This window comes from Streptomyces sp. NBC_01320 (assembly GCF_035974375.1).
GTDB lineage: Bacteria > Actinomycetota > Actinomycetes > Streptomycetales > Streptomycetaceae > Streptomyces > Streptomyces yanii.
Map to the genome: position 1 here is coordinate 6,464,339 of NZ_CP108390.1, position 24,142 is coordinate 6,488,480.

A 24,142-nucleotide genomic window follows, 5' to 3' on the forward strand; every position below is an offset into this window, starting at 1 on the left:
TGTGGATAACCTCCCCGACATGTACTCCCCGACTCCGGACGACTGGCGCGAGGCCAACCGCGCGCGCTGGGATGAGCGCGTGGCGATCCATACGGCGAGCGACTTCTACGACCTCGACGCCTTCCGGGCGGGCAAGGACGCGCTGCGTGCGTTCGAGCTCGCGGAGGTCGGGGACGTCACGGGAAAGTCGCTGCTGCATCTGCAGTGCCACATCGGGCTCGACACTCTTTCCTGGGCCCGGCACGGCGCCGCGCACGTCGTCGGGCTCGACTTCTCCGAGCCGGCCGTCGAGACCGCCCGTGGTCTGGCCCGTGAGCTCGGGTTCACCCCGGACCGGGCGGCGTTCGTCGCCGCCGATGTGCATGACGCGGCGGAGGCCGTCCCCGATTCCTCGTACGACATCGTCTACACCGGCGTCGGTGCGCTGAACTGGCTGCCGGACACCCGCCGCTGGGCCGAGATCGCCGCCGCGCTCGTCTCGCCCGGCGGATTCCTCTATCTCGCGGAGTTCCATCCGCTGACCGACTGCCTCGACGACGCGACCGGCTCGACGATCACGTACGACTACTTCAGCCGCGACGCATGGGTCGACGAGACACCGGGTACATACGCGGACCTCGACGCACCGACCGTCCACAACCGGAGTGTCGAGTGGCAGCACCCCGTCGGCGACGTGGTGTCGGCGCTGGCCGCCGCAGGACTGCGGATCGAGTTCCTGCACGAGCACGACGCCTCGCTCTTCCAGCGGTTCGCGGCACTGGAGCGGCACGCCGACGGGTTCCATCGCTTCCCGTCCGACCGGCCCCGCATTCCACTGATGTACTCGATCAAGGCGTCGAAGCCGTCCACGGGTTGAGCGAAGGCCGGTTGTCAGTGGTGGGGTTCAGACTCGGACCATGACTGCCGATCTGCGCGCCACGGTGGAGACGTACTGGACCGCGGCCGAGACACGTGACTGGGACACCTTCGCGACGACGCTCGCCGAGGAGGTGCTCTACGACCTGCCGCAGACCCGCGAGCGCATTCTCGGCAAGGAGCGGTATCTGCGGTTCAACCGGGAGTACCCGGGAGACTGGCATGTCCGTGTCGAACGGATCGTGGCCGACCGGACAGGCGAACAGGTGGCCGTACGGACGCTGTTCACCGCGGGCCTGGAAGAGATGCACGCCCTCCACTTCTTCACGGGGGACGACCAGGGCCGGATCGTGGAGATCACGGACTTCTGGCCGGAGCCGTACGGGCCTCCGGCAGGGCGGGAGCACCTCGCCGAGCGTTACTGAGGCGCGGCTTCAGGGGCGGCCTTTACGGGGGTGGGGCCGGCCCGGTCCCAGCCGGGGGCGCAGACGTCCACGGTGAGGGTGTTCATCACGACCTCCTTGCCGCAGGTGCGGCAGACCCACGCGGCGTCGAGGTCGTGCCCGTGTCCGCCCTCGACACGGGTATCCGTGCTGCCCGGCTGGGGGACGCTGCCCGGCTCATGGACCATGACGACGGGCGGCTCGTCGAGCACCCAGCGGTCGCCCCAGTCCAGCAGGGCCCGGATCACCGGAGCGAGGTCCCGGCCCGCCTCGGTCAGGTGGTACTCGTAACGCGGCGGCCGTTCGTTGTACGGGCGTCGCTCGACCACCCCGGCCTGCTCCAGCGAGCGCAGCCGGGCCGCAAGGCGGTCCCGCGGCGCCCCGGTGTTACGGGCGATCGCCTCGAACCGATGGTTGCCGAAGAAGATCTCGCGTACCGCGAGCAGGGCCCACTTCTCGCCCACCACATGCAGCGTGGCGGCGGCGGAACAGGGCCGCCCGGGCAGGGCGGCTGTGTCGATCCGGCTCACGGAACCGTTCATTGCACTCACCCCTACAAGGTTGCCATCTCAAACTCACTGGCGCTACCTTGCGGCCATGACAGTTGGAGAATCAAACTCACTAACGGATGCGGCTGACCTCGCGCCGCCCGCGGCGAAGGGCTCGGCCGCGCGCTCCCGCGCCACCGCCTGGATCATTTCGGCTGGTGTCTTCGTCGTGAACCTCGACCTGTTCATCGTCAACGTCGCCGTCCCCGCCCTCGGCGACTCCTTCCACGGCAGCTCCCTCGCCTCGCTGTCCTGGGTGCTCAACGCGTACGCGATCGTCTTCGCCGCCCTGCTCGTCGTCGCCGGCCGGCTGGCCGACCGGTACGGGCACCGGCGCGGCTTCCTCCTCGGGCTGGCGGTCTTCACCGTCGCCTCCGCACTCTGTGCCGTCGCCCCGGGCGTCGGCTGGCTGGTCGCCGCCCGCGCCCTGCAGGCCGCCGGAGCCGCCGCGCTGATGCCGACCTCACTGGCGCTCCTGCTCGTCAACACCCCGCCCGAGCGCCGACCGCAGGCCATCCGCAGCTGGGCCGCGATCGGAGGGATCGCCGCCGGTCTCGGTCCCGTCATCGGTGGGCTGCTGGTGGAGGCCGACTGGCGCTGGGTGTTCCTCGTCAACGTGCCGGTCGGTGCGGTCGGACTGGTGGCCGGGGCCCGACTGCTGCCCGACGCCCGCCCGGACCGCGACGGCCGCTTCCCGGACCTGGTCGGCGCCGCCGTGCTCACGCTCGCCATCGGTGCGCTCGCGCTCGGACTGGTCAAGGCCGATGCATGGGGCTGGGGTTCGCCGGAGGTGATCGGCTCGCTCGTCGCCGCGGTCGCGCTCGGCGGGGCGTTCTGGCTGCGCTCCGCCCGGCACAGCGCCCCCATCGTCGAACTGCCGATGCTGCGCACCCCGGCCTTCGCGGCCGCCACCCTCGCCGCGCTTCTCTTCACCGTCGCGTTCGCGGCGATGCTGCTGACCTCGGTGCTCTGGTGCCAGCAGGTGTGGGGGTACTCGGCGATCCGCACCGGACTGGCCATCGCGCCCGGCCCGTTGGTCGTCCCGGCGCTCGCCGTCACCTCCGGCCCTGTGGTCCGCCGCCTCGGCGCGGGCCGCACGGCGGCGCTCGGCTGTCTGCTGTTCGCTGTCGGCCTCGGCTGGTGGGCGATCGCGCTCGACACGGTCCCGCACTACGCGACGGGGTTCGTGCCCGGCATGCTGATCACTGGCATCGGCGTCGGTTTCGCCCTGCCCACTCTGGTCGGTGCGGCTGCGGCGGCCCTGCCGCCGACCCGGTTCGCGACCGGATCGGCTGTCACCACGATGGCGCGCCAGACCGGTTCGGTCCTCGGCGTCGCCCTGATGGTCACTCTGCTCGCCACCCCAAAGACCCCGGCCGCGGCACTCGACGCGTTCCGGCACGGCTGGTGGGCGGCGGCCGCCACCGCCGTACTCGCCGCAGTGACGGCCCTCGCCCTGCCCCGGCCGGGCACTGCGAGCCGCGCCTGAGAGCCTGTCGGGTGACCTTCGATCGGATAGCGGACGCGGTCTGGTGCGTGCGATTCCAAGGCGGCGGGATGTCCTCGTAGCGGAGCTACTAGGACATTTCGGCAACGCGGGAAGCGTGCGTGCCAGGGCGTGGCCGCCCGATCAGAGGTCACCCGACAGGCTCTGAGGGGGACGGCAGACGTGTGGCGGTCCACCGGAGATCTCCCGGTGGACCGCCACCTTTCCGTACCGTACGAACGCGTTACCCGTTGCGTATTACGCGACCGAGCGGAAGGCGGGCAGATAACCGCCCGACTGCCCCGCGGCCTTGGGGTGGTACGAGTTGTAGACCGGCAGCGTCACACTGTTGAGCCAGGCGTCGCCGGAGCACAGCTCATGCCCGGTGAACTCGTCGACCACGCCGGAGAACGTGAATCCGGCATTGGCCGCCTGCTTGGCGATGACACCGTTCAGCACGTCGGACGCATTGTTGATGGCCGAGCGCTCGATCTCGGTGAGCCCGGCGATGCAGGTCCCGTTCAGCTGGTAGAACCGCGGATATCCCAGCACCACCACATGGGCCTGCGGGGCACGGGAGCGGATGGCGCTGTACAGCGAACCAAGGCCGGAAGGAAGCGAGTTCTGCATCTGCGACACAGCTGCGTTCACGCTGCTCACGCAGGTGGACTCGCTGTACAGGACGCAGTCCTGCATGACATCGGCGAAACCGACGTCGTTGCCGCCCGCGGTGACGCTCACCAGGGTCGTCGACGAACTCAGCACACCCAGTTGACTGCCGGCGACGGAGCCGGTCGTGGCACCCGAGCATGCGACGAAGGCGAACGAGGCCGGCGAATTCGCCGCCGCCCAGAGGTAGGGATAGGCCTTGGTGCTCCGGCGGCAGTCGCCGGAGTCGGAGAGATAGTTTCCCGAACCGACGCCGGACGAGTAGGAGTCGCCGAGGGCGACATACCCGCCGGCGGCGGCCGAGGAGGTTGCCGAGGCCGGCTGGGCCATGCCCAGCGCGGCCACGACGGCGAGGACCAGAGTGGATGCGGACGCCCAGAATCTCCGTACTGACATGCCTGTCAGCCCTCCGAAGTGTGGGGGGTGGGTGGGGGGTTGAGTGAGCGAGGACGTTTCTAGCAGCTGTTGGTACCCGCCGGTAATGGCTGCGTCGGAACTCGTCTGAAATGCCCGAATGATCGTTCGTTCGGGCATGCTGAACCGCCCGTCCACCGTGGGGCGCCGGGAGAAGGAATGCGTTGACCGGGAGAGCCTCGTCGCGCATGCGGCGCGAGGAGTCACGGAACTTACTGCACAGTCGACGCGCCTCGCTGAAGCCGGGGTCGCGACGTCAAGGTGTCCCCCGAGGCCCTGGAAGAAGTGCGCCGGACGCTGCGCCTCGACACACAGGCACGGGCCCGCCACGTCCGTCCGGCAGGGCCCAACTCGCCGTCCTCGTACGGCGCGACCAGGAGTCCGCTCCGCCCAGGGTTACGACACGACATCGGCCGGAGGGCGCCGCTCCCGGCCAAGTCGCCCAAAAGTACGGGGACATGCCCAGGCCGACTCCGAGGGCACCGAAGTGATCGATGTGGAGGGGCTGTTCGCCCTGGCCTGAGGGGCCGGAGCGCGCTGCACGCCTGGCCGGCGGCAAGCCGGACTTCGGCGCCCCGCCCGACGGAGCTGCGCCGCGTGCGCAAGAAACTGCTCCGTTCGGACGACGGACCGGTCACCCCGACCGCAGCCACGACGGGCCCGGCGTCTCCGGTATCGACAACGCGCACAGTTGCGGTCTGCCCCGCGGTCGAGAAGGCGATGCCGGTACTCGGGACGCAGGCGGCAGTACGACGGATCCTGACGGCCGGGATCACCACCGGCCTCGGTGTCGACGTCGAAACCCGCCGCAGCGGGCGGTCTGTTCACCGCGATGCACTTCGCGGTCGCAACCAGCCGGGCGAACGTGCCGGACAAGGAGTCCGCACTCGGCGCGCGGGAGGTGCTACGAAATCATCGAAGGGCCGCGCGGCATCGGGGCCGGTGGCCGGGCAGAGCGGCGGATCCGGTCCCGCTCACGCTCGGCGCCCTGAACCCGGCGCCGATGCCGACGGCTGCGGAGCGTTTGCGCCGACCGTGCACCCGGGCGCGGGGGACACGGTCCTCGTCGGCGGGTGGCTCATGGAACAGGGCAGGTGGTTGCTCGCGCGACACCGCAACTCCGTGATCCGGCCGCGGTACGCCTGCGGCGCGCCGACGCAGATGGCGCCCGGGGCCGCGCGGATTCAGGCCGACGCGCAGACGCACTCTGTGGTGGCCCCCACGCGGGGTGCCACCACAGCGCTTTGGTCACGGTCGGCCGCCGAAGATCAGTTGTGCCCGAACCTACGCTGCTTCCGGTGGGAGACCTGCTCCGATATCGCGCGCACCGGCCCAGGCGCATCCGGAATGTGCGTCTGCGTCTGTTCCTTCGTCTCCGCGGGCGCGCTGCGTTCGTGGCCACCTGTGCGGGCGCCGCGATTCTGTCGGCTCTGCTTCTTGCTCACGATGACGCCTCCTGTAGCCGATCTCGGACGAGGGGCCACTTTCAGATTCGCATGTGAGTACGAAGCGCGCATTCCGGGCGTCCGGGACCGGGGGAGTGCGGCGGGTCCCGCGCATCGCTCCCGGCCGACGTCCCGCCGCCTCGCCGAGGACGAGCGCGGCCTGCCCGCCGTCGCGGAGTTCTTCGCCGGGCTGATCAAGGCTCGCTGCACCGGCGAGTACCCCCGTCGGGGCTGCATGGTCACCCGTGCCCATGCCGGGGCGGAGGACGGCGAACCCGACGTCCGTGCCGTACCCGACCAGCACCACCAGGGATTGCGGGACGCCGTGCGCGCGGCGCTGCGCACGGCGGAGGAGCAGGGCCGGCCTTCCCTCACGCCGGCTGACCCGCCCGGGCCATCACCACGACGCGCGAAGACGCGGTCCGGAGGAAACTGGTCCCGACCGTCCGACTGTCCGACCGGCCGTGGTGAGAGGTCCCGATGGCGTATGGCCTGGCACGTCGCGAGCTGAAACCACGTGTTCCGTTACGTCCGGGCGAGGGCGAGAAGCACCGTCTCACGAGCCTGGAGGGGTTGGCGGCGCTGTCGCTGGACGCGCTCAGCTCGGTCGCCTACGGCCCCGAGGCAATCGTGCTGGCTCTCGTCGCCGCCGGGACCGGGGCGCTCACGACCGCGCTGCCCATCACCTTGGCGATCGTCTTCCTGCTCGCCGCACTGGTGGTGTCGTACGGCCAGGTCATCGCCGTACACCCGGACGGCGGAGGCGCCTACGCCGTGGCCAAGAAGGACCTGGGGCCCACGTCGAGCCTGCTCGCCGCGGCCAGCCTGGTCGTCGACTACGTGCTGACCGTCGCCGTCAGCCTGACCGCGGGCGCCGACGCGCTGGCGTCCGCCTTTCCCGCCCTCGCCCACGACAAGCTGCTGGTCTGCCTGGTCGGCCTGGCCCTGCTGACGGCGGTGAATCTTCGCGGTGTCACCGAGAGCGCCCGTGTGCTGATGCTACCGACCGTGCTGTTCATCGTGGCCATTCTGGGCGTCGTCGTGCTCGGCCTGTTCCGCTCCCACCCGGCGGCTGTGGTCGGCACCCCGCAGTCCTTCCCGGCGCACGAGTCGCTCGGTCTCCTGCTGGTGCTCAAGGCGTTCTCGTCCGGGTGCTCCGCGCTGACCGGAGTGGAGGCCATCGCCAACGCCGTGCCGACCTTCCGCACACCCCGCGTCAAACGCGCCCAGCGCACCGAACTCATGCTCGGCGCACTGCTCGGCCTGATGCTCGTCGGGCTCGCCGTACTGATCCGCCGCGACCACGTGGCCCCGCGCGGCCACGTCACCGTCCTCGCCCAGCTCACCGCCGGCGCCTACGGCGATGGGTGGGCCTACTACGCAACCAACCTCATCGTCACCCTCGTCCTGCTCCTCGCGGCGAACACCAGCTTCGGCGGCCTGCCGGTGCTCATGAGCCTGCTCGCCCGCGACCACCGCCTGCCCCACCTGTTCGGGCTGCGTGCCGAACGGCCGGTGTACCGCTACGGCGTCGTGGCGCTGGCCCTGCTGGCCGCCCTGCTGCTGGTCGCGACCGGCGCCGACACCCACCGGCTGATCCCTCTCTTCGCCATCGGCGTGTTCATCGGCTTCACCATCAGCCAGCTCGGCCTCGTCCGGCACTGGGCGACCGGGAAACCCGGCGGATGGCGGCGCCGCGCGCTGATCAACGGCACCGGAGCGCTGCTGACCACGCTGGCCGGGGTCATCCTCCTCACGACCAAGTTCCTGGAGGGCGCCTGGGTGGTCGTGGTCGCCGTACCGTTGATGATGCTGCTGTTCGCCCGCATCCAGCGCTACTACACGGCCGTCGGCGAGGAACTGGAGCTGGGCCGGATCCCGCGGCCCCCGGACCGGCGCGCCGCGAGTCTGGTCATCGTCCCGCTCGGCGAGGTCAGCAAGCTCGCCCGGCACGCCATCGGCGCCGCCCTCGCCCTGGGCGACGAGGTGGTCGCCGTCGCCGTGCACGCCGACCCGGACAGGTCACAGGCGCTGCGGGACTCCTGGGACCGCTGGAACCCGGGAGTCCGGCTCGACATCATCGACAGCCCGCACCACTCCCTGGTCCAGCCGATCGTGGACTACGTGCAGCGCGCCGCCGAGGACGGACGCCAGGTCGCCGTGCTCATCCCCGAGGTCGAACCCAGACACCGCCGTTACGAGATCCTCCAGAACCAGCGCGGCCTCCTCCTCGCCACCGTCCTGCGGGCCCGCACCGACGTGGTGGTGTGCTTGCTGCCCTATCGGCTCCGGGTCTGAGCCGTCGCGTCGTTCTCCCGCCGGTGGCTGGGTGCGGAGCGACGATGGAGGTGTGACGGGAGGCGCCCGTGTGAATCCTGCTTCACCCTCACCACGGCGAGCACGCGGCGGCTTTCATGCCGCCGGTATGGACGAAGCTCCCGGCCGCCGGCCACGTCGGCCTGGCCGCTGCCGTGTCGGCCGTCGCCTTTGGACCGGATCGTTCCGAGTGTGTTCCCTCAGGCCGGGGCCGGTGCCCTGGGGTGCGGCCGGCATCACGGGGTGGACCATGGAAGGCGCGAGCATGACATCGGGGGAGATGAGTCAGCAGGAGTCCGCCGGTGCCACGTGGACGGTTGCGGATCTACCTCGGGGCCGCCCCCGGGGTCGGCAAGACCTATGCCATGCTCGCGGAGGGGCAGCGGCTGCGCTCGCTGGGAGCGGACGTGGTCGTGGGCCTCGTCGAGCCGCACGGCAGGCGGCCGACCGCTGTCATGGCCGAGGGGCTGGAGACCATCCCGCGGTGCGCCCTGAGCCATCGCGGGAGGCTGTTCACCGAGATGGATCTAGACGCGGTACTGGTCCGGCGTCCCCAGGTCGCACTGGTCGACGAGCTGGCCCACTCCAATGTTCCCGGGGCACGCAACGCCAAGCGGTGGCAGGACGTGGAGGAACTCCTGGCCGCCGGCATCGATGTCGTCAGCACTCTCAATGTCCAGCACCTGGAATCGCTGAATGACGTGGTCCGGCAGATCACGGGCGTACGGCAGCGCGAGACGCTGCCCGACGAGGTGGCCCGCCAGGCCGACCAGATCGAACTGGTCGACCTACCGCCGGAGGTGCTCCGCCGGCGGATGGTGCACGGCGACATCTATCCTCCGGACCGCATCGAGTCCGCCCTCACTCACTACTTCCGGGTCGGCAACCTCACCGCCCTCCGAGAGATCGCCCTGTTGTGGCTCGCCGACCGTGTGGAGGAGGGTCTGCAGCGGTATCGCGCCGAACACGGAATCGTCGCTCCCTGGGAGACCCGGGAGCGCATCCTGGTGGCCCTGAGCGGTGGTCCCGAGGGCGAGACCCTCATCCGCCGCGCCGCGCGGATCAGTACCCGTACTCCCGGGACAGAACTGCTGGCCCTGCACGTGGTGCCGGAGGACGGGCTCACCCGAGTCGACCCGGCGGTGCTTGCGGCCCAGCGCACCCTCGTGGAAACGCTCGGCGGCAGCTATCACCAGGCCAGTGGCCAGGACGTGGTCGAGTTGCTGCTCCAGTTCGCCGAGGCGGAGAGCGTCACCCAGATCGTGCTGGGCGCGAGCCGGCACGGCCGACTGGCCTCGCTGCTGAGAGCGGGCGTGGGGGAGCGGACGATCAGGGGCTCCGGGCCCGTCGACGTGCACATCGTCACTCATGAAGAGGCTGCGGGGGCGGCAGGGCTGAGGCTTCCGCACACGAGCCGTGGCATGGGCGCACGACGGTACTGGGGCGCGCTGGCCGGCGCCGTGGTCCTGCTCCCCGTACTGACGCTCGTGCTGACCGCTCTGCGTGGCCGTCTCGGTCTCTCCAGCGATCTGGTGATCTATCTGCTGGCGGTCGTGGTGGTGGCCCTCGTCGGCGGCGTCTGGCCCGCACTGCTCGCGGCGGTCGCCACAGCACTCATGGCGGACTACTACTTCACCTCGCCCGTGCACTCGTTCGGAGTGGAGCGCCCCGACGAGGTCACCGCGCTCGTCGTCTTCGTCGCCACAGCAGCCCTCGTCGGTACGGCGGCGGCCGCGGCAGCGCAGCGCGCGCACCAGGCCGCGCGTGCGACATCGGAGGCCCGCGCACTGAGCAGACTGTCCGCGGCCATGATGCGCGGTCAGGACCTGACGACACTGGTGGAGTTGATCCGGGAGAACTTCGGGCTCAGCGCCGTGAGCCTGCTCGAACGAGATCTCGAAGCAACGCCCGCGCCCGGCTGGTACGTGGTGGCCAGCGCGGGCGAGCTGCCGCCGGAGAAGCCGTACGAGTCCGATGTGGAGAGCCCGGTCGACGACGATCTCACCCTGGCCGCGCGAGGTCCCGGGCTGAGTCCGGAGGACCGCCGTATCTTCGCCGCCTGCGCCGCCGAGTTGGGGCTGGCGCACGCCCGGGGCCGGATCACCGGAGGCAACGGCAGCGCGAACACGCTCGCCGATGCCGAGCGCACCCGGGCGTCCCTGCTGCTTGCAGCCGGCCGTGATCTGGGCGCCACGCTGCGTACCGGCGAGGAGTCGCTCGCGCGCCTGCGGCGTCATCGTGCGGGCGAGCGCGGGCCGGACCAGGCGCGACTGCTGGACACCGCTCACGCGGCGATCCACCGCGCCGTGCAGCTCGTCACCGATCTCGACGACCTGAGCCGTCTGCACGCCGGGGCGCTCGACCTCTACCTCCGCCCGGTCGACCTCAACGAGGTGCTGGGCGTGGCTCTGGACGACCTGGGGCCCGGCGGCCACTCGATCGTGCTGCGCCTGCCGGAGTACATGCCCGATGTGATCGCCGACGCCGCCCTCCTCACCCGGGCCCTGACCGCCCTGGGGGCCGACGCACTGCGCAACAGCCCGCCGGACCGGCCCCCGGCCGTCACCGCCGAGGTCCTGGACACGTGCGTGACGATCCGAGTGGTGGACGGGGCGCCCGGCGGCACCGCGGAGTCGATGACCACCGGCGCGTCCGGGTGGTCACCGGCCGGCCGTGCCGACAGTCTGGCGCTGCGGCTGTCGCGCGACATGGTCGAGGCCATGGACGGGAGCCTGGAGACAGCCACCGACGAGTCCGCCTTCTCGGCGACGCTCACCCTCCCGAGTTCTGCGCCGGGAGGCGCCGCCTCGGTCGGCCGCTGAGAGCAACGGCGCTTGCCTTGCGGCGTTCACTCCGTCGGACCGCGGGGTGACAGAGCGGTCCCGACGCTGACTGATATAGCGTCAGAAATGGTTATGAATCTACCTCGATCGGGCTGGACCGACATCCACGCCCCTGACCGCTCTGCGGGGGTGCCTCGCGCATGCCGGACGTCGCCTACGTCGGTCTGACCGCTCTGCTGTTCGTCCTCATCGGCCTGGTCGCCAAGGGAGTCGGACGCCTGTGAGCGTGGACAACGTCGTCGGCCTGGTGGTCGCCGTGTGCCTGGTGATCTATCTGGTCCTCTGCCTGATCTTTCCTGAGAAGTTCTAGGGGAGAGCCGCATGGACGACACTCTCGCCGGATGGCTCCAGGTGATTGCCCTGGTGGTGGCGCTCGCGCTGTCGTTTCGCCCCCTGGGCGACTACATGGCTCGCGCTCTGACCGGTGAGCGCCACTGGCGGGCGGAACGCCTGATCTACCGGGCAGGCGGCGTGAACGGCGACGTCGACCAGCGGTGGTCCGTCTACCTGCGCAGTGTGCTGGCCTTCGCCGCGGTGTCGGTGCTGTTCCTGTACGGGTTCCTGCGCCTGCAGAGCCATTTCCCGCTCTCCCTCGGAATGAAGCCGGTCAGCGCGGACCTGTCGTTCAACACGGCCGCGTCCTTCGTCACGAACACCAACTGGCAGGCGTATTCGGGTGAGTCGGCGATGGGGCATCTGGTGCAGATGGCGGGCCTGGCGGTGCAGAACTTCGTCTCCGCTGCCGTGGGCATCGCCGTCGTGGCCGCGCTGATCCGTGGCTTCACCAGAAAGCAGACGGATCGCGTCGGAAACTTCTGGGTGGACGTGACCCGGATCGTGCTACGCGTTCTGCTCCCCATGTCCGTCGTCTTCGCGATCGTCCTGGTCGCTACCGGCGTCATCCAGAATTTCCACGGTGCCCACGACATCGCCACCATCGCGGGCGGCCACCAGACGCTGACCGGTGGTCCGGTCGCCTCACAGGAAGCCATCAAGGAGCTCGGCACCAACGGCGGCGGCTTCTACAACGCGAATTCCGCGCACCCCTTCGAGAACCCCGGCGCCCTGACGAACCTGATCGAGATCTATCTGCTGCTGGTGATCTCCTTCTCGCTGCCGCGGACCTTCGGGGCGATGGTCGGCGATCACCGCCAGGGTTACGCGATCGTCGCCGTGATGGCGGTGATCTGGACCGCCTCGGTCGCCATCGTGACCGCCAACGAGCTGCACAGTCTCAGCAGCACTGCGGGCCATACGGCCGGAGCGATGGCAGAGGGCAAGGAGACACGGTTCGGGATCTGGGCCTCGGCGCTGTTCGCGGTGTCCACCACCCTCACGTCCTGCGGGGCGGTCAACTCCGCCCATGACTCCTACACGCCGGGCGGCGGCGGAATGACGATCTTCGACATGATGCTGGGCGAGATCGCGCCGGGCGGTACGGGTTCCGGCCTCTACGGGATCCTGATCCTGGCGGTCGTCGCCGTCTTTGTCGCCGGGCTGATGGTCGGCCGTACGCCCGAGTACCTGGGCAAGAAGCTGCGCGGCCGGGAGATGAAGTTCGCCTCGCTCTACATCCTGACCACGCCCGCCCTGGTGCTCGTGGGTGCGGGACTGGCCATGGCGTTCCCCGGCGAGCGGGCGGCCATGCTCAACTCCGGGGCCCATGGCTTCTCGGAGGTCCTGTACGCGCTCACGTCGGTGGCGAACAACAACGGCTCGGCGTTCGCCGGCCTGAGCGCCAACACGGTCTGGTACAACACCGTTCTCGGAGTGATCATGGTCCTCGGCCGGTTCCTGCCGATGGTGTTCGTCCTGGCGCTGGCGGGCTCGCTCGCCGGACAGCGGCCCGTTCCGGTCACCGCGGGCACCCTGCCCACCCATCGCCCGCAGTTCGTCGGGTTGCTGACCGGCGTGGTCCTCATCGTCGTCGGTCTGACGTATTTCCCGGCGCTCGCCCTGGGCCCCCTCGCGGAGGGTCTGCACTGATGCCCACCACCGCCGTTTCCACTCCCGCGCCGCAGGGCGCCGGCCGTCAGCCGCAGCGGGTCTCGGGCGGACTGCTCGATCCGAAGCAACTGCTGCGGTCCCTTCCCGACGCGTTCCGCAAGCTGGATCCGCGCCTCATGGTTCGCAACCCGGTGATGTTCGTGGTGGAGGTCGGCGCGGTCCTGACCACACTGTCGGCGGTCAGGACGCCCAGCGTCTTCGCCTGGGTGATCACGGCATGGCTGTGGCTGACGTCCGTCTTCGCCAACCTTGCGGAAGCCGTGGCGGAGGGCCGCGGCAAGGCGCAGGCGGAGACCCTGCGCCGTACCCGGACCACCGTGACGGCGCGGCGGCTGGTCGGCTGGCGGCCTGGCGCGACCGACACCGTGGAGGAGGAGGTTCCGGGCGTCGACCTCCGGCTCGGGGACCAGGTGGTCGTCGAGGCCGGGCAGGTCATCCCGGGCGACGGCGATGTGGTCGAGGGCATCGCGAGCGTCGACGAATCGGCCATCACGGGCGAGTCCGCTCCGGTGATCCGCGAGTCCGGCGGCGACCGGTCGGCGGTCACGGGCGGCACGAAAGTGCTCTCGGACCGGATCGTCGTGAAGATCACCTCGAAGCCGGGAGAGACCTTCATCGACCGGATGATCGCCCTGGTGGAGGGGGCGTCCCGGCAGAAGACCCCGAACGAGATCGCGCTCAACATCCTGCTCGCGTCCCTCACGATCATCTTCCTGATCGCCGTGGCGACCCTGCAGCCCTTCGCCGCCTTCGCGGGTGCCGAGCAGCCCATCGTCATCCTCGTCGCCCTGGTCGTGGCCCTCATCCCGACGACGATCGGCGCGCTGCTCTCGGCCATCGGCATCGCCGGCATGGACCGGCTCGTCCAGCGCAATGTCCTGGCGATGTCCGGACATGCCGTGGAGGCCGCCGGCGACGTCAACACGTTGCTGCTCGACAAGACCGGCACCATCACCCTGGGCAACCGCCAGGCGGCGGAATTCCTGCCGGTGCACGGGGTGAGCGTGGAGGAGCTCGCCGACGCCGCCCAGCTGTCCTCGATCGCGGACGAGACACCCGAGGGCCGGTCGATCGTCGTCCTCGCCAAGCAGCGCTACGCGCTGCGCGGCCGCGGCACGGGGGAACTGGACCGGGCCGAGTTCGTCCCGTTCACCGCCCAGAGCCGTATGAGCGGCGTCGACCTCGACGACTCGGGGGAGAGCCGCTCGCTGCGCAAGGGGGCGGCGACCGCCGTGATGCGCTGGGTCCGCGAGAACGGCGGGCACCCCACCGCCGACGTCGGGCAGCTCGTCGACGGCATCTCCGCGAGCGGAGGAACCCCGCTGGTCGTGGGCCAGGTGTCACGGCACGGCACCGTGCGGACCGCCCGTGTGCTGGGCGTCATCCACCTCAAGGACATCCTCAAGGAGGGCATGCGGGAACGCTTCGACGAACTGCGCCGCATGGGCATCAGGACCGTCATGATCACGGGCGACAACCCGCTCACCGCGTACGCCATCGCCCAGGAAGCCGGTGTGGACGACTTCCTTGCCGAGGCCACACCCGAGGACAAGATGGCGCTGATCAGACGCGAACAGGAGGGCGGCAAGCTGGTCGCGATGACGGGAGACGGCACCAACGACGCGCCGGCCCTCGCACAGGCGGACGTGGGCGTCGCCATGAACACCGGCACCTCGGCCGCCAAGGAGGCCGGGAACATGGTGGACCTGGACTCCAACCCCACCAAGCTCATCGAGATCGTGGAGATCGGCAAGCAGCTGCTGATCACCCGTGGCGCGCTGACGACGTTCTCGATCGCCAACGACGTCGCAAAGTACTTCGCGATCATCCCGGCGATGTTCGCCGGCGTCTATCCGGGCCTCGACAGGCTCAACATCATGCGCCTGCACGGCCCGACGTCGGCGATCGCCTCCGCGATCGTCTTCAACGCTCTGATCATCATCGCGTTGATCCCGCTCGCGCTGCGTGGTGTGCGCTACCGCCCGTCATCCGCGGCCGAGCTGCTCGGCCGAAACATCTGGATGTACGGGCTCGGCGGGCTCGTTCTGCCCTTCATCGGCATCAAACTGCTCGACCTCGTCATCCAGTTCATCCCCGGCCTGCGCTGACAGCCGGCCAACGACAGGAGAAGGCCCTCCATGGCGCCCCCCGTCCTCCCCGCCGTGCTCCGCCACCATCTGGCGGCACTGCGGATGCTGCTCGTGTTCACCGTGGTCACGGGCGTGGCGTATCCGCTGCTCGTCACCGCGATCGCCCAGACCGGCTTCTCCCACGAGGCCAACGGCTCCCCGCTGGCCACCAACGGCCAAGTGGTGGCCTCCAGCCTGATCGGCCAGAACTTCACCCTGCCGAAGAAGAACCCCCACGATCCGAACGAGGTGCCGCGACCCGACCCCGCCTGGTTCCAGCCCCGCCCATCCGTCGGCGGCTACGATCCGACGAACTCCGGAGCCTCCAACCTCGGTCCTAACAGCACGAAACTGATCGCGGACATCCGGGCACGCCGGGCCGCCGTGGCCGCCTTCGACGGTGTCTCCCCCGCGTCCGTCCCGGCGGACGCCGTCACGGCCAGTGGTTCGGGCCTCGATCCGGCGATCTCCCCGGCCTACGCGTACGAACAGATCGACCGCGTCGCGAAGGCACGCCACCTCGCCCCCGCCCAGGTCAGGAGCGTGGTCACCCAGCACGTCCAGGGACGGGAACTGGGCTTCCTGGGGCAGCCACGCGTCAACGTCGTCGAGCTCAACCATGCTCTGACCCGGCTCGGCCACCCAGGTGCCCTCCGGGCAGGTCGCTGACGGCGTCGAAGGCCACCCCGACCTGGGTGGCGAGGGTCACCGCGACCAGGCGAGCTGCGAGCGACGGGGCGGCGCCCGGTGCGGCCCGAAGCATGAACCGGCCGTGGAAGTGCCCATTGTGGACGACCCGCAACTCCAGCTCCTCGTCCGGCAGACCGTCCCGGTCGGCGTCCCAACGCCGACGGCCCCAGCTGATGGTCCCGTTGTCCAGCAGACGGGGCGGGTGCCCGATGAGGGTGCCGTATTCGAAGCGGCAGCCGCGCAGGCCGAGAAGTCCCACCAGTTGCCGGCTCACGTGATCGACCACGATCTGCGGGCCGGTGGCGGTCTCGACGAGCCGCGCCGTGTGGTGGATCTGCGCCAGGTAGTCGTCGTCCGTGATGGCGATCACCTTCAGCTCCCGGGCTCGGGCCGCGAGCTGGGAGACAGTGACGCCCACGAGCAGCAGCAGCACGGCGGTGGCGATGTCGCTGGACTTGGTGATGGCGAATCGCCCGTAGGGCTCGGTGAGGAAGAAGTCGAGCCACACCGCCGCGGACACGGCTGCCAGTGCGCCGGCGGCACGGTGACCGAGAACGGCCACCGCCACCACCACGGCAACGAGCACCAGTGCCGAGTTGGCAGCGGACAGCGAGGTCCGGAAGGGCACCAGCAACGCGCATACCGCCGGCGGTGCCGCGAGTGCGGCCACGACCGCGATCCGGTTCCGGGTGAGGTGCCAGAGCATCACACTCACCTCCACCTCAGGTATAGCCGCAGGTGAGCACCCTTGCGCTCCCTTCCGCACCGCTTTGACGCGAACTTGATGTCGCCGCACGGCACCTTCCGTGCGAGGCGAGTGCGTGGCTGCTGACCAGTTCGGTGTGGACCCCCCGGGGTTCTTTCCCTCACGAGGCCGCCGACTGCAGGCTCACTGGTCTGCGGTCCTGCTCAGGTCGAGGCTCCGGCTCCACGCCGCCTCGGATTCGCGGACGCGTAGGACGCGAGCCGGCCCATGGCGCGTCTCAGGACGGGGCGCCGGGCCGCCGCCCGGGAGACACCGACCAAGATCTTCTCCCGGATTTCTCCCGAACGATCACCGGAGACGCAGGAAGGGCCTGACCCTCAGAGAGGATCAAGCCCTTGACCTGGTGTTTCAGCTGTCGGGGTGGCGGGATTTGAACCCACGACCTCTTCGTCCCGAACGAAGCGCGCTGCCAAGCTGCGCTACACCCCGATCGCCGCCGGTCTCCCGGCGACATCGATTACTTTAGCCCACCGGCGCCCGGAGGCGAAATCCGGTTTCTGTCCCGGTGGGCGAGGCGCCCCGGGTTTCAGTCGCGGGGCGTCAGCGTCAGCAGGGTCGCCTCGGGCGGGCAGGCGAAGCGGACCGGGGTGTAGCGGTTGGTACCGCAGCCTGCGGAGACGTGGAGGTAGGCGCGCCGGTCGCCGACCGTGTGGCTGGAGAGCCCCTTGACCCGGTCCGTGTCCAGGTCGCAGTTGGTGACCAGAGCCCCGTAGAAGGGGATGCAGAGCTGGCCGCCATGGGTGTGCCCCGCCAGGATCAGCGGGTAGCCGTCCGCGGTGAAGGCGTCGAGGGTGCGCAGGTACGGGGCGTGGACCACGCCGATGGACAGATCGGCGCCCGTCTCGGGGCCGCCCGAGACCTCCGCGTACCTGTCGCGCTTGATGTGCGGGTCGTCGAGGCCGGTGAAGGCGAGCTCCAGGCCGTCGAGCTTGAGGCGGCCCCGGGTGTTGCTCAGGTCCAGCCAGCCCGCCTCGTCGAACGCATCGCGCATCGGCTTCCACGGGTTGTGGACGACGCCGACCGCGGGGGCGTTGCCGTTGAGGCCGTGCTTGCCCTGGGCCTTCTCGAAGAGGTAGCGGGCCGGGTTACGGAGCTTGGGGCCGTAGTAGTCGTTGGAGCCGAAGACGTACACACCCGGGAACTCCATCAGCGGACCGAGCGCGTCCAGCAGCTCCGGTACGGCCTCCGGGTCGGAGAGGTTGTCGCCGGTGTTGACGACGAAGTCCGGGCGCAGGCCGGCCAGCGACTGCAGCCAGCCGCGCTTCTTGCGCTGGCCGGTCACCATGTGGATGTCGGAGACCTGCAGGACGCGCAACGGGCGTGCTCCGCGCGGGAGTACGGGGGTGGCGACCCGTCGGAGCCGGAACGAGCGGGCTTCGAAACCTGCTGCGTAAGCGAGCCCGGCGGCGCCCACCGCTGCGCCGACTGCCGTGACTTTCAGGGGTACTCCGTAGCGTGCGCGCATGTGCCCATCGTCGCAGACACGATGCGGTGACAGGGAAACCGGCAGGCGGTGGCCACCCCGCACCTGCCACAATCAGCACATGACCACGCTCAAGTCCAAGCTCAAGGAAGACCTCACCACGGCCATGAAGGCGCGCGACGAGCTGACCTCGTCGACGCTCCGGCTGACCCTCACCGCGATCACCAAGGAGGAGGTCAGCGGCAAGACATCGCGTGAGCTCTCCGACGACGAGGTGCAGAAGGTCATCGCCAAGGAGGCGAAGAAGCGCCGCGAGGCGGCCGAGGCCTTCGCCCAGGGCGGCCGGACGGAGCAGGCCGAGCGCGAGAAGGCGGAGGGCGAGCTGCTCGACGCGTACCTGCCGAAGCAGCTCAGTGACGACGAGCTGGGTGCGATCGTCGCCTCGGCGGTCGACGAGGCGAAGGCCGCCGGCGCCGAGGGGCCGCGGGCGATGGGCGCCGTCATGAAGATCGTGAACCCGAAGGTCGCGGGGCGCGCGGACGGCGGCCGGGTGGCCGCCGCGGTGAAGAAGCTCCTCGCGGGCTGAGCGGACCGTACATACGAGGAGGTGGGGTGACCCGGAATGTTCCGGATCACCCCACCTCCTCGTTCATGGACCGAGCGGCCGGTCAGGGACCCTTCGTGCCGCCGTTACCCGGGCGCTGGGCTCCGTTGTTCCCGCCGAGGAAGTCCGGCGGGATGCTGACGCCGGGGAACGGGTTGTTGCCGTCGCCCCTGTCCCGCCTCCTGTCCCGGCCCCTGTCCCGGCCCCTGCCCGGGCCCTCGTCCGTGTTGTCCGGCGGGTCCGGGATGTCGATGGTGTTGAACGACGGGGCGGGCAGTCCGTTGAGGGCGTTCGTCATGGCGTCGCGCCAGATCGGTCCGGGGACCTGGCCGCCGTACACCTTGTCCTGGTACACGCCACCGATGGTGACGCCCTCCATCTCGACGCTCTGGGACGGGCTGCCGACCCAGACCGCGCCGGACATGTTCGGCGTGTAGCCGACGAACCAGGCGTTCAAACGGCGGTCGGTCGTACCCGTCTTGCCCGCGTTGTCGCGGCTCTGCAGGCCGGCCTGCTGACCGGTACCGGAGTCGATCACACCGCGCAGCAGGGTGTTGACGGTGTCGGCCGTCGTCTGCGACATCGCCTGCGAGCAGGTGGTCTTCGGTACCGGGAGCGACTTGCCGTCCGCCGTCCTGACCGCCTCGATGGCGATCGGCGTGCAGTACGTGCCCTGGTTGGCGAAGGCGGCATACGCGCTGGCCATTGTGAGCGGTGAGAGGCCGTTGGAGCCGAGGGTCAGTGTGGACGGGTTCTGCGGCAGTTTGGTGCCGTCTCCCTGCACCACACCGAGCTTGTCGGTCATCTGGGAGACCGGGCACATGCCGATGTCCTGGAGCATCTGGACGAAGTAGGTGTTGACCGACTTCGCCATCGCTTCCTTGAGGGCGTACGGCCCCTCCTCGGACTCGCTCTCGTTCTTCAGGTGATACTTCGGCACGGTGTTGTTGACCCACGGCTTCCCGCAGGTCTGAACCGTGTCGGGGTAGTCCATCTCGTACGGCGACGAGTACATCTGCGTCGCAGGCCTGCCACCCTCTATGGCCGCCGCGGCGAGGAACGGCTTGAACGTCGACCCGGTCGGGAAGCCGAAGTTCGAGCCGCCCATGTCCTTGTTGACCGAGTAGTTGTACTGGGTCTCGTTCGCCCCGAAACCGTACGGCTTGGACTGGCCCATGCCCATGATCTTGCCGGTGCCGGGCTGGACCAGTGTCACGGCAGTGGCGACCTTGTCCGTCTTGTAGACGTGACTCTTGATCGAGTCCTGCACGCCCGCCTGCGCCTGCGGGTCGAGCGTCGTGCGGATCGTGAGTCCGCCCTGGTTCCAGACCTTGGCCCGCTCCTCCTGCGTCTTGCCGTAGACCGGGTCGGTGAGGAAGACCTTGCGGACGTAGTCACAGAAGAAGGAGGCCCCGCTGACGGCCGTGATGCAGCCGTTCTTCGGCTTGCTGACCCTCAGCTTGATCGGAGTCGCCTGCGCCTTCTCCGCCGCCGTGCGAGTGATGTCCCCGACATCCGCCATCCGCTGGAGCACGGTGTTGCGACGCTTGGTCGCCTCCTCCGCGTCGTTGACCGGGTCGTAGCGGCTCGGCGACTGGACGATGCCGGCCAGCAGGGCGGCCTCCTCCAGCTTCAGGTCCTTCGCCGACTTGGAGAAGTAGCGCTGGGAGGCCGCTTCGATGCCGTACGCCTGCTGCCCGAAGAACGTGATGTTGAGGTAGTTCTCCAGGATCTTCTTCTTGCCGAGCTCCTCCTCGACCTGGATCGCGTACTTCAGTTCCTGGATCTTGCGGCCCATCGTCTGCTGGGTGGCCTGTGCGACCTTGTCCGGGTCGTCGCCCGCCTCCTCGACGAAGACGTTCTTCACGTACTGCTGGGTGAGGGTCGACGCGCCCTGCGCGGTCCCGCCCGCCTGTACGTTGCGGTTCATCGCGCGCAGGATGCCCTTGAGGTCGACCGCCCCGTGCTGGTAGAAGCGGGCATCCTCGATCGCGATGATCGCCTTCTGCATGTACGGGGAGATGTCCTTCAGCGGCACGACGGTGCGGTCACGCGAGTAGACCGTCGCGAGCATGCCGCCCTTGCTGTCCAGGATCTTGGTGCGCTGGCTCAGCGGCGGAGTCTTGAGGTTGGCCGGGATCTCGTCGAATCCCTCGACCGTCCCCTTCGCGGCGAGCCCCAGTGCTCCGGCGGCCGGCAGCGCGATGCCTGCGAGCACGACTCCGGAGAGTGCGGCGACACCGAGGAACTTGGCGGCCTGCTGGGTCGCGGTGAGACCCCCGCCCGAGCGGTTCTTTGGCATGGGGGCAGCCTACGTTCTCATTCGCCGGACACGCGTATATGCCTTGGCCTAAGCTGCTCACAACTGTCACAGCAGTCCGGTTCCGTATCAACCCCCATGCAGCACTCGGCCGTGACCCAGCCTCGGGTCGGCCGGCACATCGGGCGCCCCGAATTCGCCCCATGTGTCATCGAACGCCCGTTGCGACTCGGGTAAATTGTCCCTATTTTGACGGGATATTCTTGTATGTCCTCACCTCACTCCCCTGGGTGATCTGCCGCGTACGCATAGTCCGTTCGGGCCATTCAAGATTGGGCCCGAAGGGGGTGTTGTGCTGTCGCCACCTTCCGTAACGTCCTCAACTGGCAGCGGTGAATATGCCGCTACCGCCGTGGGGGAGCCTCGATTCGGGAGAGGACGGCGCCGGGATGGGCTGGGTAACCGACTGGAGTGCGCAGGCAGCCTGCCGCACTACCGATCCGGATGAACTGTTCGTACAAGGGGCAGCGCAGAACAGGGCCAAGGCGGTGTGCACCGGTTGCCCGGTGCGGACCGAGTGCCTGGCCGATGCGCTGGACAATCGCGTCGAATTCGGCGTGTGGGGCGGAATGACGGAACGGGAGCGTCGCGCGCTGCTGCGCAGGCGACCCACCGTCACGTCCTGGCGCCGGCTGTTGGAGACCGCTCGCAGTGAGTACGAGCGGTCGACGGGCATCCTGCCGGTGGCCATCGGTCTGCACGACGAACTGCACGAGACCTACGCCGCCGTGGGGTAGACCGCCGGGGTCCACCCGGCCGTCCGGGTGAGTTACGCAGCTCCGGCCGGAGCGGAATCGGTCGCGAGCCGGTCCCCGACGGCCCGCAGTCCTGCGAGGTCGTGCACATCTCCGGGCAGCGCCGCGACTTCGGTCACGGCGACCTCGGGGTGCAGTGCGGTGAAGCGGTCGCGGGTGCGCTGTTCGCGCGCGACCACCTGCATGCGTTCAGCGTGCAGCCGCAGCAGGCCTGCGGTCAGCTGCTCGACGGAGACGGCGTCAGCCTCTGGTTCGGTGTCAGCATCCTGGGTGTCCTCGGAACGGGCGGGGGAGGGCGGCGACTCGGGGTCTTCGGGAGAGGTGACTGCCGAGTCGGCCGGGTCACGAAGTCCAGCCTTCCCGGTGGTCTGATCCACAATGCCGATGTCGTCAAGATTTTCTGCGGCTGTCAGGGCGCGCTCGGCGGAGAGCCGGGCGGCGTCACTGCCGTGGACCCGGTTGAGGACCAGACCGGCCAGGGGCATGTCCTCCGCGGCCAGCCGTTCCACGAAGTAGGCGGCCTCGCGCAGCGCGTCCCGTTCCGGTGTCGCGACGACGAGGAACGCCGTGCCGGGCGCCTGCAGCAGTCTGTACGTGGCATCCGCCCGGGTCCGGAAGCCACCGAACATGGTGTCCATCGCCGCGACGAACGTCTGTACGTCACGCAGGAACTGGCCACCCAGCAGCTTGCCGAGCGTCCCGGTCATCATCGACATGCCGACGTTGAGGAACTTCATCCCGGCCCGGCCGCCCATCTTCGCCGGAGCCATCAGCAATTTGATGAACTTCCCGTCCAGGAACGAGCCGAGCCGCTTGGGCGCGTCCAGGAAGTCCAGCGCGGAACGCGACGGCGGGGTGTCGACGACGATCAGGTCCCACTCGTTGCGCGCCCGCAGCTGCCCCAGCTTCTCCATCGCCATGTACTCCTGCGTGCCTGCGAAACCGGCCGACAGGGACTGGTAGAAGGGGTTCTCCAGGATCGCGCGCGCCCGCTCGCCCTCCGCGTGCGCCTCGACGATCTCGTCGAAGGTCCGCTTCATGTCGAGCATCATGGCGTGCAGTTCACCGCCGCCCTCACCGGCGCTCTCGATGCCCGGCACCCGGCGCGGGACGTTGTCCAGCGAGAGGATGCCCATCGACTGGGCGAGCCTGCGGGCCGGATCGATGGTGAGGACGACGACCTTCCGGCCGCGCTCGGCGGCCCGTACGCCCAGCGCCGCCGCGGTCGTGGTCTTGCCGACACCGCCCGAGCCGCAGCACACGATGATCCGGATGTCCGGATCGTCGAGCAGCGCGTCGGTGTCCAGCACGGGCGCGGTGCCCGTGGCTGTGCCTGTACCGGCGTCCGTACGCGCATCGGTGCCCGGTTCCGTACCCGCTCTCATGCACCCACCCCTTGGCCCGCCTCGTCGCCCATGCCCTGCTTGCGGAGTTCGACCGCCAGGTCGTACAGGCCGGGCAGGTCCACGCCTTCGCCGATCAGCGGAAGTTCGTTGGTCGGCAGGTCCAGATCCGCGAGGACCGCGCGCTGCTCGCGCTCCAGCTCGACCCGCTGGGCATGCTCGGAAGCCTGCTCGATCAGCGGACGTACCAGCGCCGCGGACCCGGTCACGCCCGCCCGGGTGAGCGTCTTGGCGATCTCCTTGCGGCGGCCCCCCGAGGCGGTACGCAGCGCGTCCTCGTCCAGCAAGTGCGGCCGCACCATGTTCACGATGACCCGGCCCACCGGCAGTTCGGCCGCCCGCAGCTCCGCGACGCTGTCCGCGGTCTCCTGGACCGGCATCTCCTCCAGCAGCGTCACCAGGTGGACCGCTGTCTCCGGGGACTTCAGCACCCGCATCACGGCCTGCGCCTGATTGTGTATCGGGCCGATCCGGGCCAGCCCCGCCACCTCGTCGTTCACATTGAGGAAGCGCGTGATGCGGCCGGTGGGCGGCGCATCCATGATCACGTAGTCGTAGCTGTACCGGCCCTGCTTGTCCTTGCGGCGCACGGCTTCGCAGGCCTTGCCCGTCAGCAGCACGTCCCGTACACCGGGCGCGATCGTCGTGGCGAAGTCGATCGCACCGAGCTTCTTGAGCGCCCGGCCCGCGCTGCCGAGCTTGTAGAACATCTGGAGGTAGTCGAGGAGCGCACGCTCCGCGTCGATCGCGAGGGCGTACACCTCGCCGCCGCCCGGCGAGACTGCGATCTTGCGCTCCTCGTACGGAAGGGAATCCGCCTCGAAGAGCTGGGCGATGCCCTGCCTGCCCTCGACCTCGACGAGGAGAGTGCGCTTGCCCTCGGTCGCGAGGGCGAGCGCGAGGGCGGCGGCGACCGTGGTCTTACCGGTACCGCCCTTGCCGCTGACGACCTGGAACCTGCTCACGTATTCGAGCCTAACCAGTACGGCCCCGGGCTACGCACGAGCCCGTACGTGCCAGGCATTA

General features: G+C 69.5%; 18 protein-coding genes and 1 tRNA gene. 11 read left to right on the forward strand and 8 right to left on the reverse strand.

Annotated features, from left to right (window positions below; translation table 11 throughout):
* Positions 1 to 19: 19 nt before the first annotated feature.
* Together OG395_RS29410 and OG395_RS29415 are read left to right on the forward strand one after the other, a co-directional pair.
* Positions 20 to 856 carry a class I SAM-dependent methyltransferase gene (locus tag OG395_RS29410; RefSeq protein ID WP_327245614.1) on the forward strand — a complete coding sequence of 279 codons (837 nt, stop codon included), beginning with the start codon at positions 20 to 22 and terminating at the stop codon, positions 854 to 856.
* Between the two features lie 40 nt (positions 857 to 896).
* Complete coding sequence (locus OG395_RS29415) at positions 897 to 1,280, forward strand: nuclear transport factor 2 family protein (protein ID WP_327245615.1); 384 nt, start codon at positions 897 to 899, stop codon at positions 1,278 to 1,280.
* Here OG395_RS29415 and OG395_RS29420 read toward each other — a convergent pair.
* Positions 1,274 to 1,840 carry a winged helix-turn-helix transcriptional regulator gene (locus tag OG395_RS29420; protein ID WP_327245616.1) on the reverse strand — a complete coding sequence of 189 codons (567 nt, stop codon included), beginning with the start codon at positions 1,838 to 1,840 and terminating at the stop codon, positions 1,274 to 1,276. The two genes, OG395_RS29415 and OG395_RS29420, sit on opposite strands and share 7 nt — an antisense overlap.
* A gap of 55 nt (positions 1,841 to 1,895) precedes the next feature.
* Here OG395_RS29420 and OG395_RS29425 point away from each other — a divergent pair, with 55 nt between their 5' ends.
* Positions 1,896 to 3,335: an MFS transporter gene (locus OG395_RS29425; RefSeq protein WP_327245617.1), complete on the forward strand. Its 1,440-nt coding sequence runs from the start codon at positions 1,896 to 1,898 to the stop codon at positions 3,333 to 3,335.
* A gap of 255 nt (positions 3,336 to 3,590) precedes the next feature.
* Here OG395_RS29425 and OG395_RS29430 read toward each other — a convergent pair whose 3' ends face one another.
* Complete coding sequence (locus OG395_RS29430; protein ID WP_327245618.1) at positions 3,591 to 4,397, reverse strand: SGNH/GDSL hydrolase family protein; 807 nt, start codon at positions 4,395 to 4,397, stop codon at positions 3,591 to 3,593.
* A 1,943-nt stretch (positions 4,398 to 6,340) separates the two neighbouring features.
* On the opposite strand from OG395_RS29430, the gene OG395_RS29435 reads away from it, so the two are divergent.
* From OG395_RS29435 to kdpC, 6 genes are all read left to right on the forward strand, one after another.
* Positions 6,341 to 8,158 carry an APC family permease gene (locus tag OG395_RS29435; protein ID WP_327245619.1) on the forward strand — a complete coding sequence of 606 codons (1,818 nt, stop codon included), beginning with the start codon at positions 6,341 to 6,343 and terminating at the stop codon, positions 8,156 to 8,158.
* Between the two features lie 320 nt (positions 8,159 to 8,478).
* Complete coding sequence (locus OG395_RS29440; protein WP_327245620.1) at positions 8,479 to 10,998, forward strand: sensor histidine kinase; 2,520 nt, start codon at positions 8,479 to 8,481, stop codon at positions 10,996 to 10,998.
* 241 nt (positions 10,999 to 11,239) lie between these two features.
* Positions 11,240 to 11,329, forward strand: coding sequence for a K(+)-transporting ATPase subunit F (gene kdpF / locus OG395_RS29445; protein WP_327245621.1), 90 nt, complete (start codon positions 11,240 to 11,242; stop codon positions 11,327 to 11,329).
* Positions 11,330 to 11,340: 11 nt separating this feature from the next.
* Entirely contained in the window at positions 11,341 to 13,005 is a 1,665-nt protein-coding gene (gene kdpA / locus OG395_RS29450) for a potassium-transporting ATPase subunit KdpA (RefSeq protein ID WP_327245622.1), read from the forward strand.
* The gene (kdpB, locus tag OG395_RS29455) at positions 13,005 to 15,134 is read left to right on the forward strand and encodes a potassium-transporting ATPase subunit KdpB (RefSeq protein ID WP_327245623.1); all 2,130 of its coding nucleotides are present in this window, start codon (positions 13,005 to 13,007) and stop codon (positions 15,132 to 15,134) included. Before kdpA ends, kdpB begins: the two co-directional genes overlap by 1 nt.
* Before the next feature lie 30 nt (positions 15,135 to 15,164).
* Positions 15,165 to 15,824 (forward strand): potassium-transporting ATPase subunit KdpC, encoded by a 660-nt coding sequence (gene kdpC / locus OG395_RS29460; RefSeq protein WP_327245624.1) that lies wholly within the window; start codon positions 15,165 to 15,167, stop codon positions 15,822 to 15,824.
* On the opposite strand, the gene OG395_RS29465 is transcribed toward kdpC, so the two are convergent.
* From OG395_RS29465 to OG395_RS29475, 3 genes are all read right to left on the reverse strand, one after another.
* On the reverse strand, positions 15,769 to 16,551 hold the full coding sequence (locus OG395_RS29465) for a DUF4118 domain-containing protein (RefSeq protein WP_327245625.1): 783 nt from the start codon (positions 16,549 to 16,551) through the stop codon (positions 15,769 to 15,771). The genes kdpC and OG395_RS29465 overlap by 56 nt on opposite strands.
* Positions 16,552 to 16,966: 415 nt before the next feature.
* Positions 16,967 to 17,040 (reverse strand) — tRNA-Pro (locus tag OG395_RS29470).
* Positions 17,041 to 17,137: 97 nt separating this feature from the next.
* On the reverse strand, positions 17,138 to 18,076 hold the full coding sequence (locus tag OG395_RS29475; RefSeq protein WP_327245626.1) for a metallophosphoesterase: 939 nt from the start codon (positions 18,074 to 18,076) through the stop codon (positions 17,138 to 17,140).
* A 79-nt stretch (positions 18,077 to 18,155) separates the two neighbouring features.
* Between OG395_RS29475 and OG395_RS29480 the strand changes: the two genes are divergently transcribed.
* Entirely contained in the window at positions 18,156 to 18,620 is a 465-nt protein-coding gene (locus OG395_RS29480; protein ID WP_266984209.1) for a GatB/YqeY domain-containing protein, read from the forward strand.
* A gap of 82 nt (positions 18,621 to 18,702) precedes the next feature.
* On the opposite strand, the gene OG395_RS29485 is transcribed toward OG395_RS29480, so the two are convergent.
* On the reverse strand, positions 18,703 to 20,940 hold the full coding sequence (locus OG395_RS29485; protein ID WP_327245627.1) for a transglycosylase domain-containing protein: 2,238 nt from the start codon (positions 20,938 to 20,940) through the stop codon (positions 18,703 to 18,705).
* Between the two features lie 407 nt (positions 20,941 to 21,347).
* On the opposite strand from OG395_RS29485, the gene OG395_RS29490 reads away from it, so the two are divergent.
* On the forward strand, positions 21,348 to 21,695 hold the full coding sequence (locus tag OG395_RS29490) for a WhiB family transcriptional regulator (protein ID WP_327245628.1): 348 nt from the start codon (positions 21,348 to 21,350) through the stop codon (positions 21,693 to 21,695).
* A 32-nt stretch (positions 21,696 to 21,727) separates the two neighbouring features.
* Here the strand turns inward: OG395_RS29490 and OG395_RS29495 are convergent, their stop codons facing one another.
* Positions 21,728 to 23,098, reverse strand: coding sequence for an ArsA family ATPase (locus OG395_RS29495; RefSeq protein ID WP_327245629.1), 1,371 nt, complete (start codon positions 23,096 to 23,098; stop codon positions 21,728 to 21,730).
* Positions 23,095 to 24,081: an ArsA family ATPase gene (locus tag OG395_RS29500; protein WP_327245630.1), complete on the reverse strand. Its 987-nt coding sequence runs from the start codon at positions 24,079 to 24,081 to the stop codon at positions 23,095 to 23,097. The genes OG395_RS29495 and OG395_RS29500 overlap by 4 nt, the downstream gene beginning before the upstream one ends.
* Between the last annotated feature and the right edge of the window lie 61 nt (positions 24,082 to 24,142).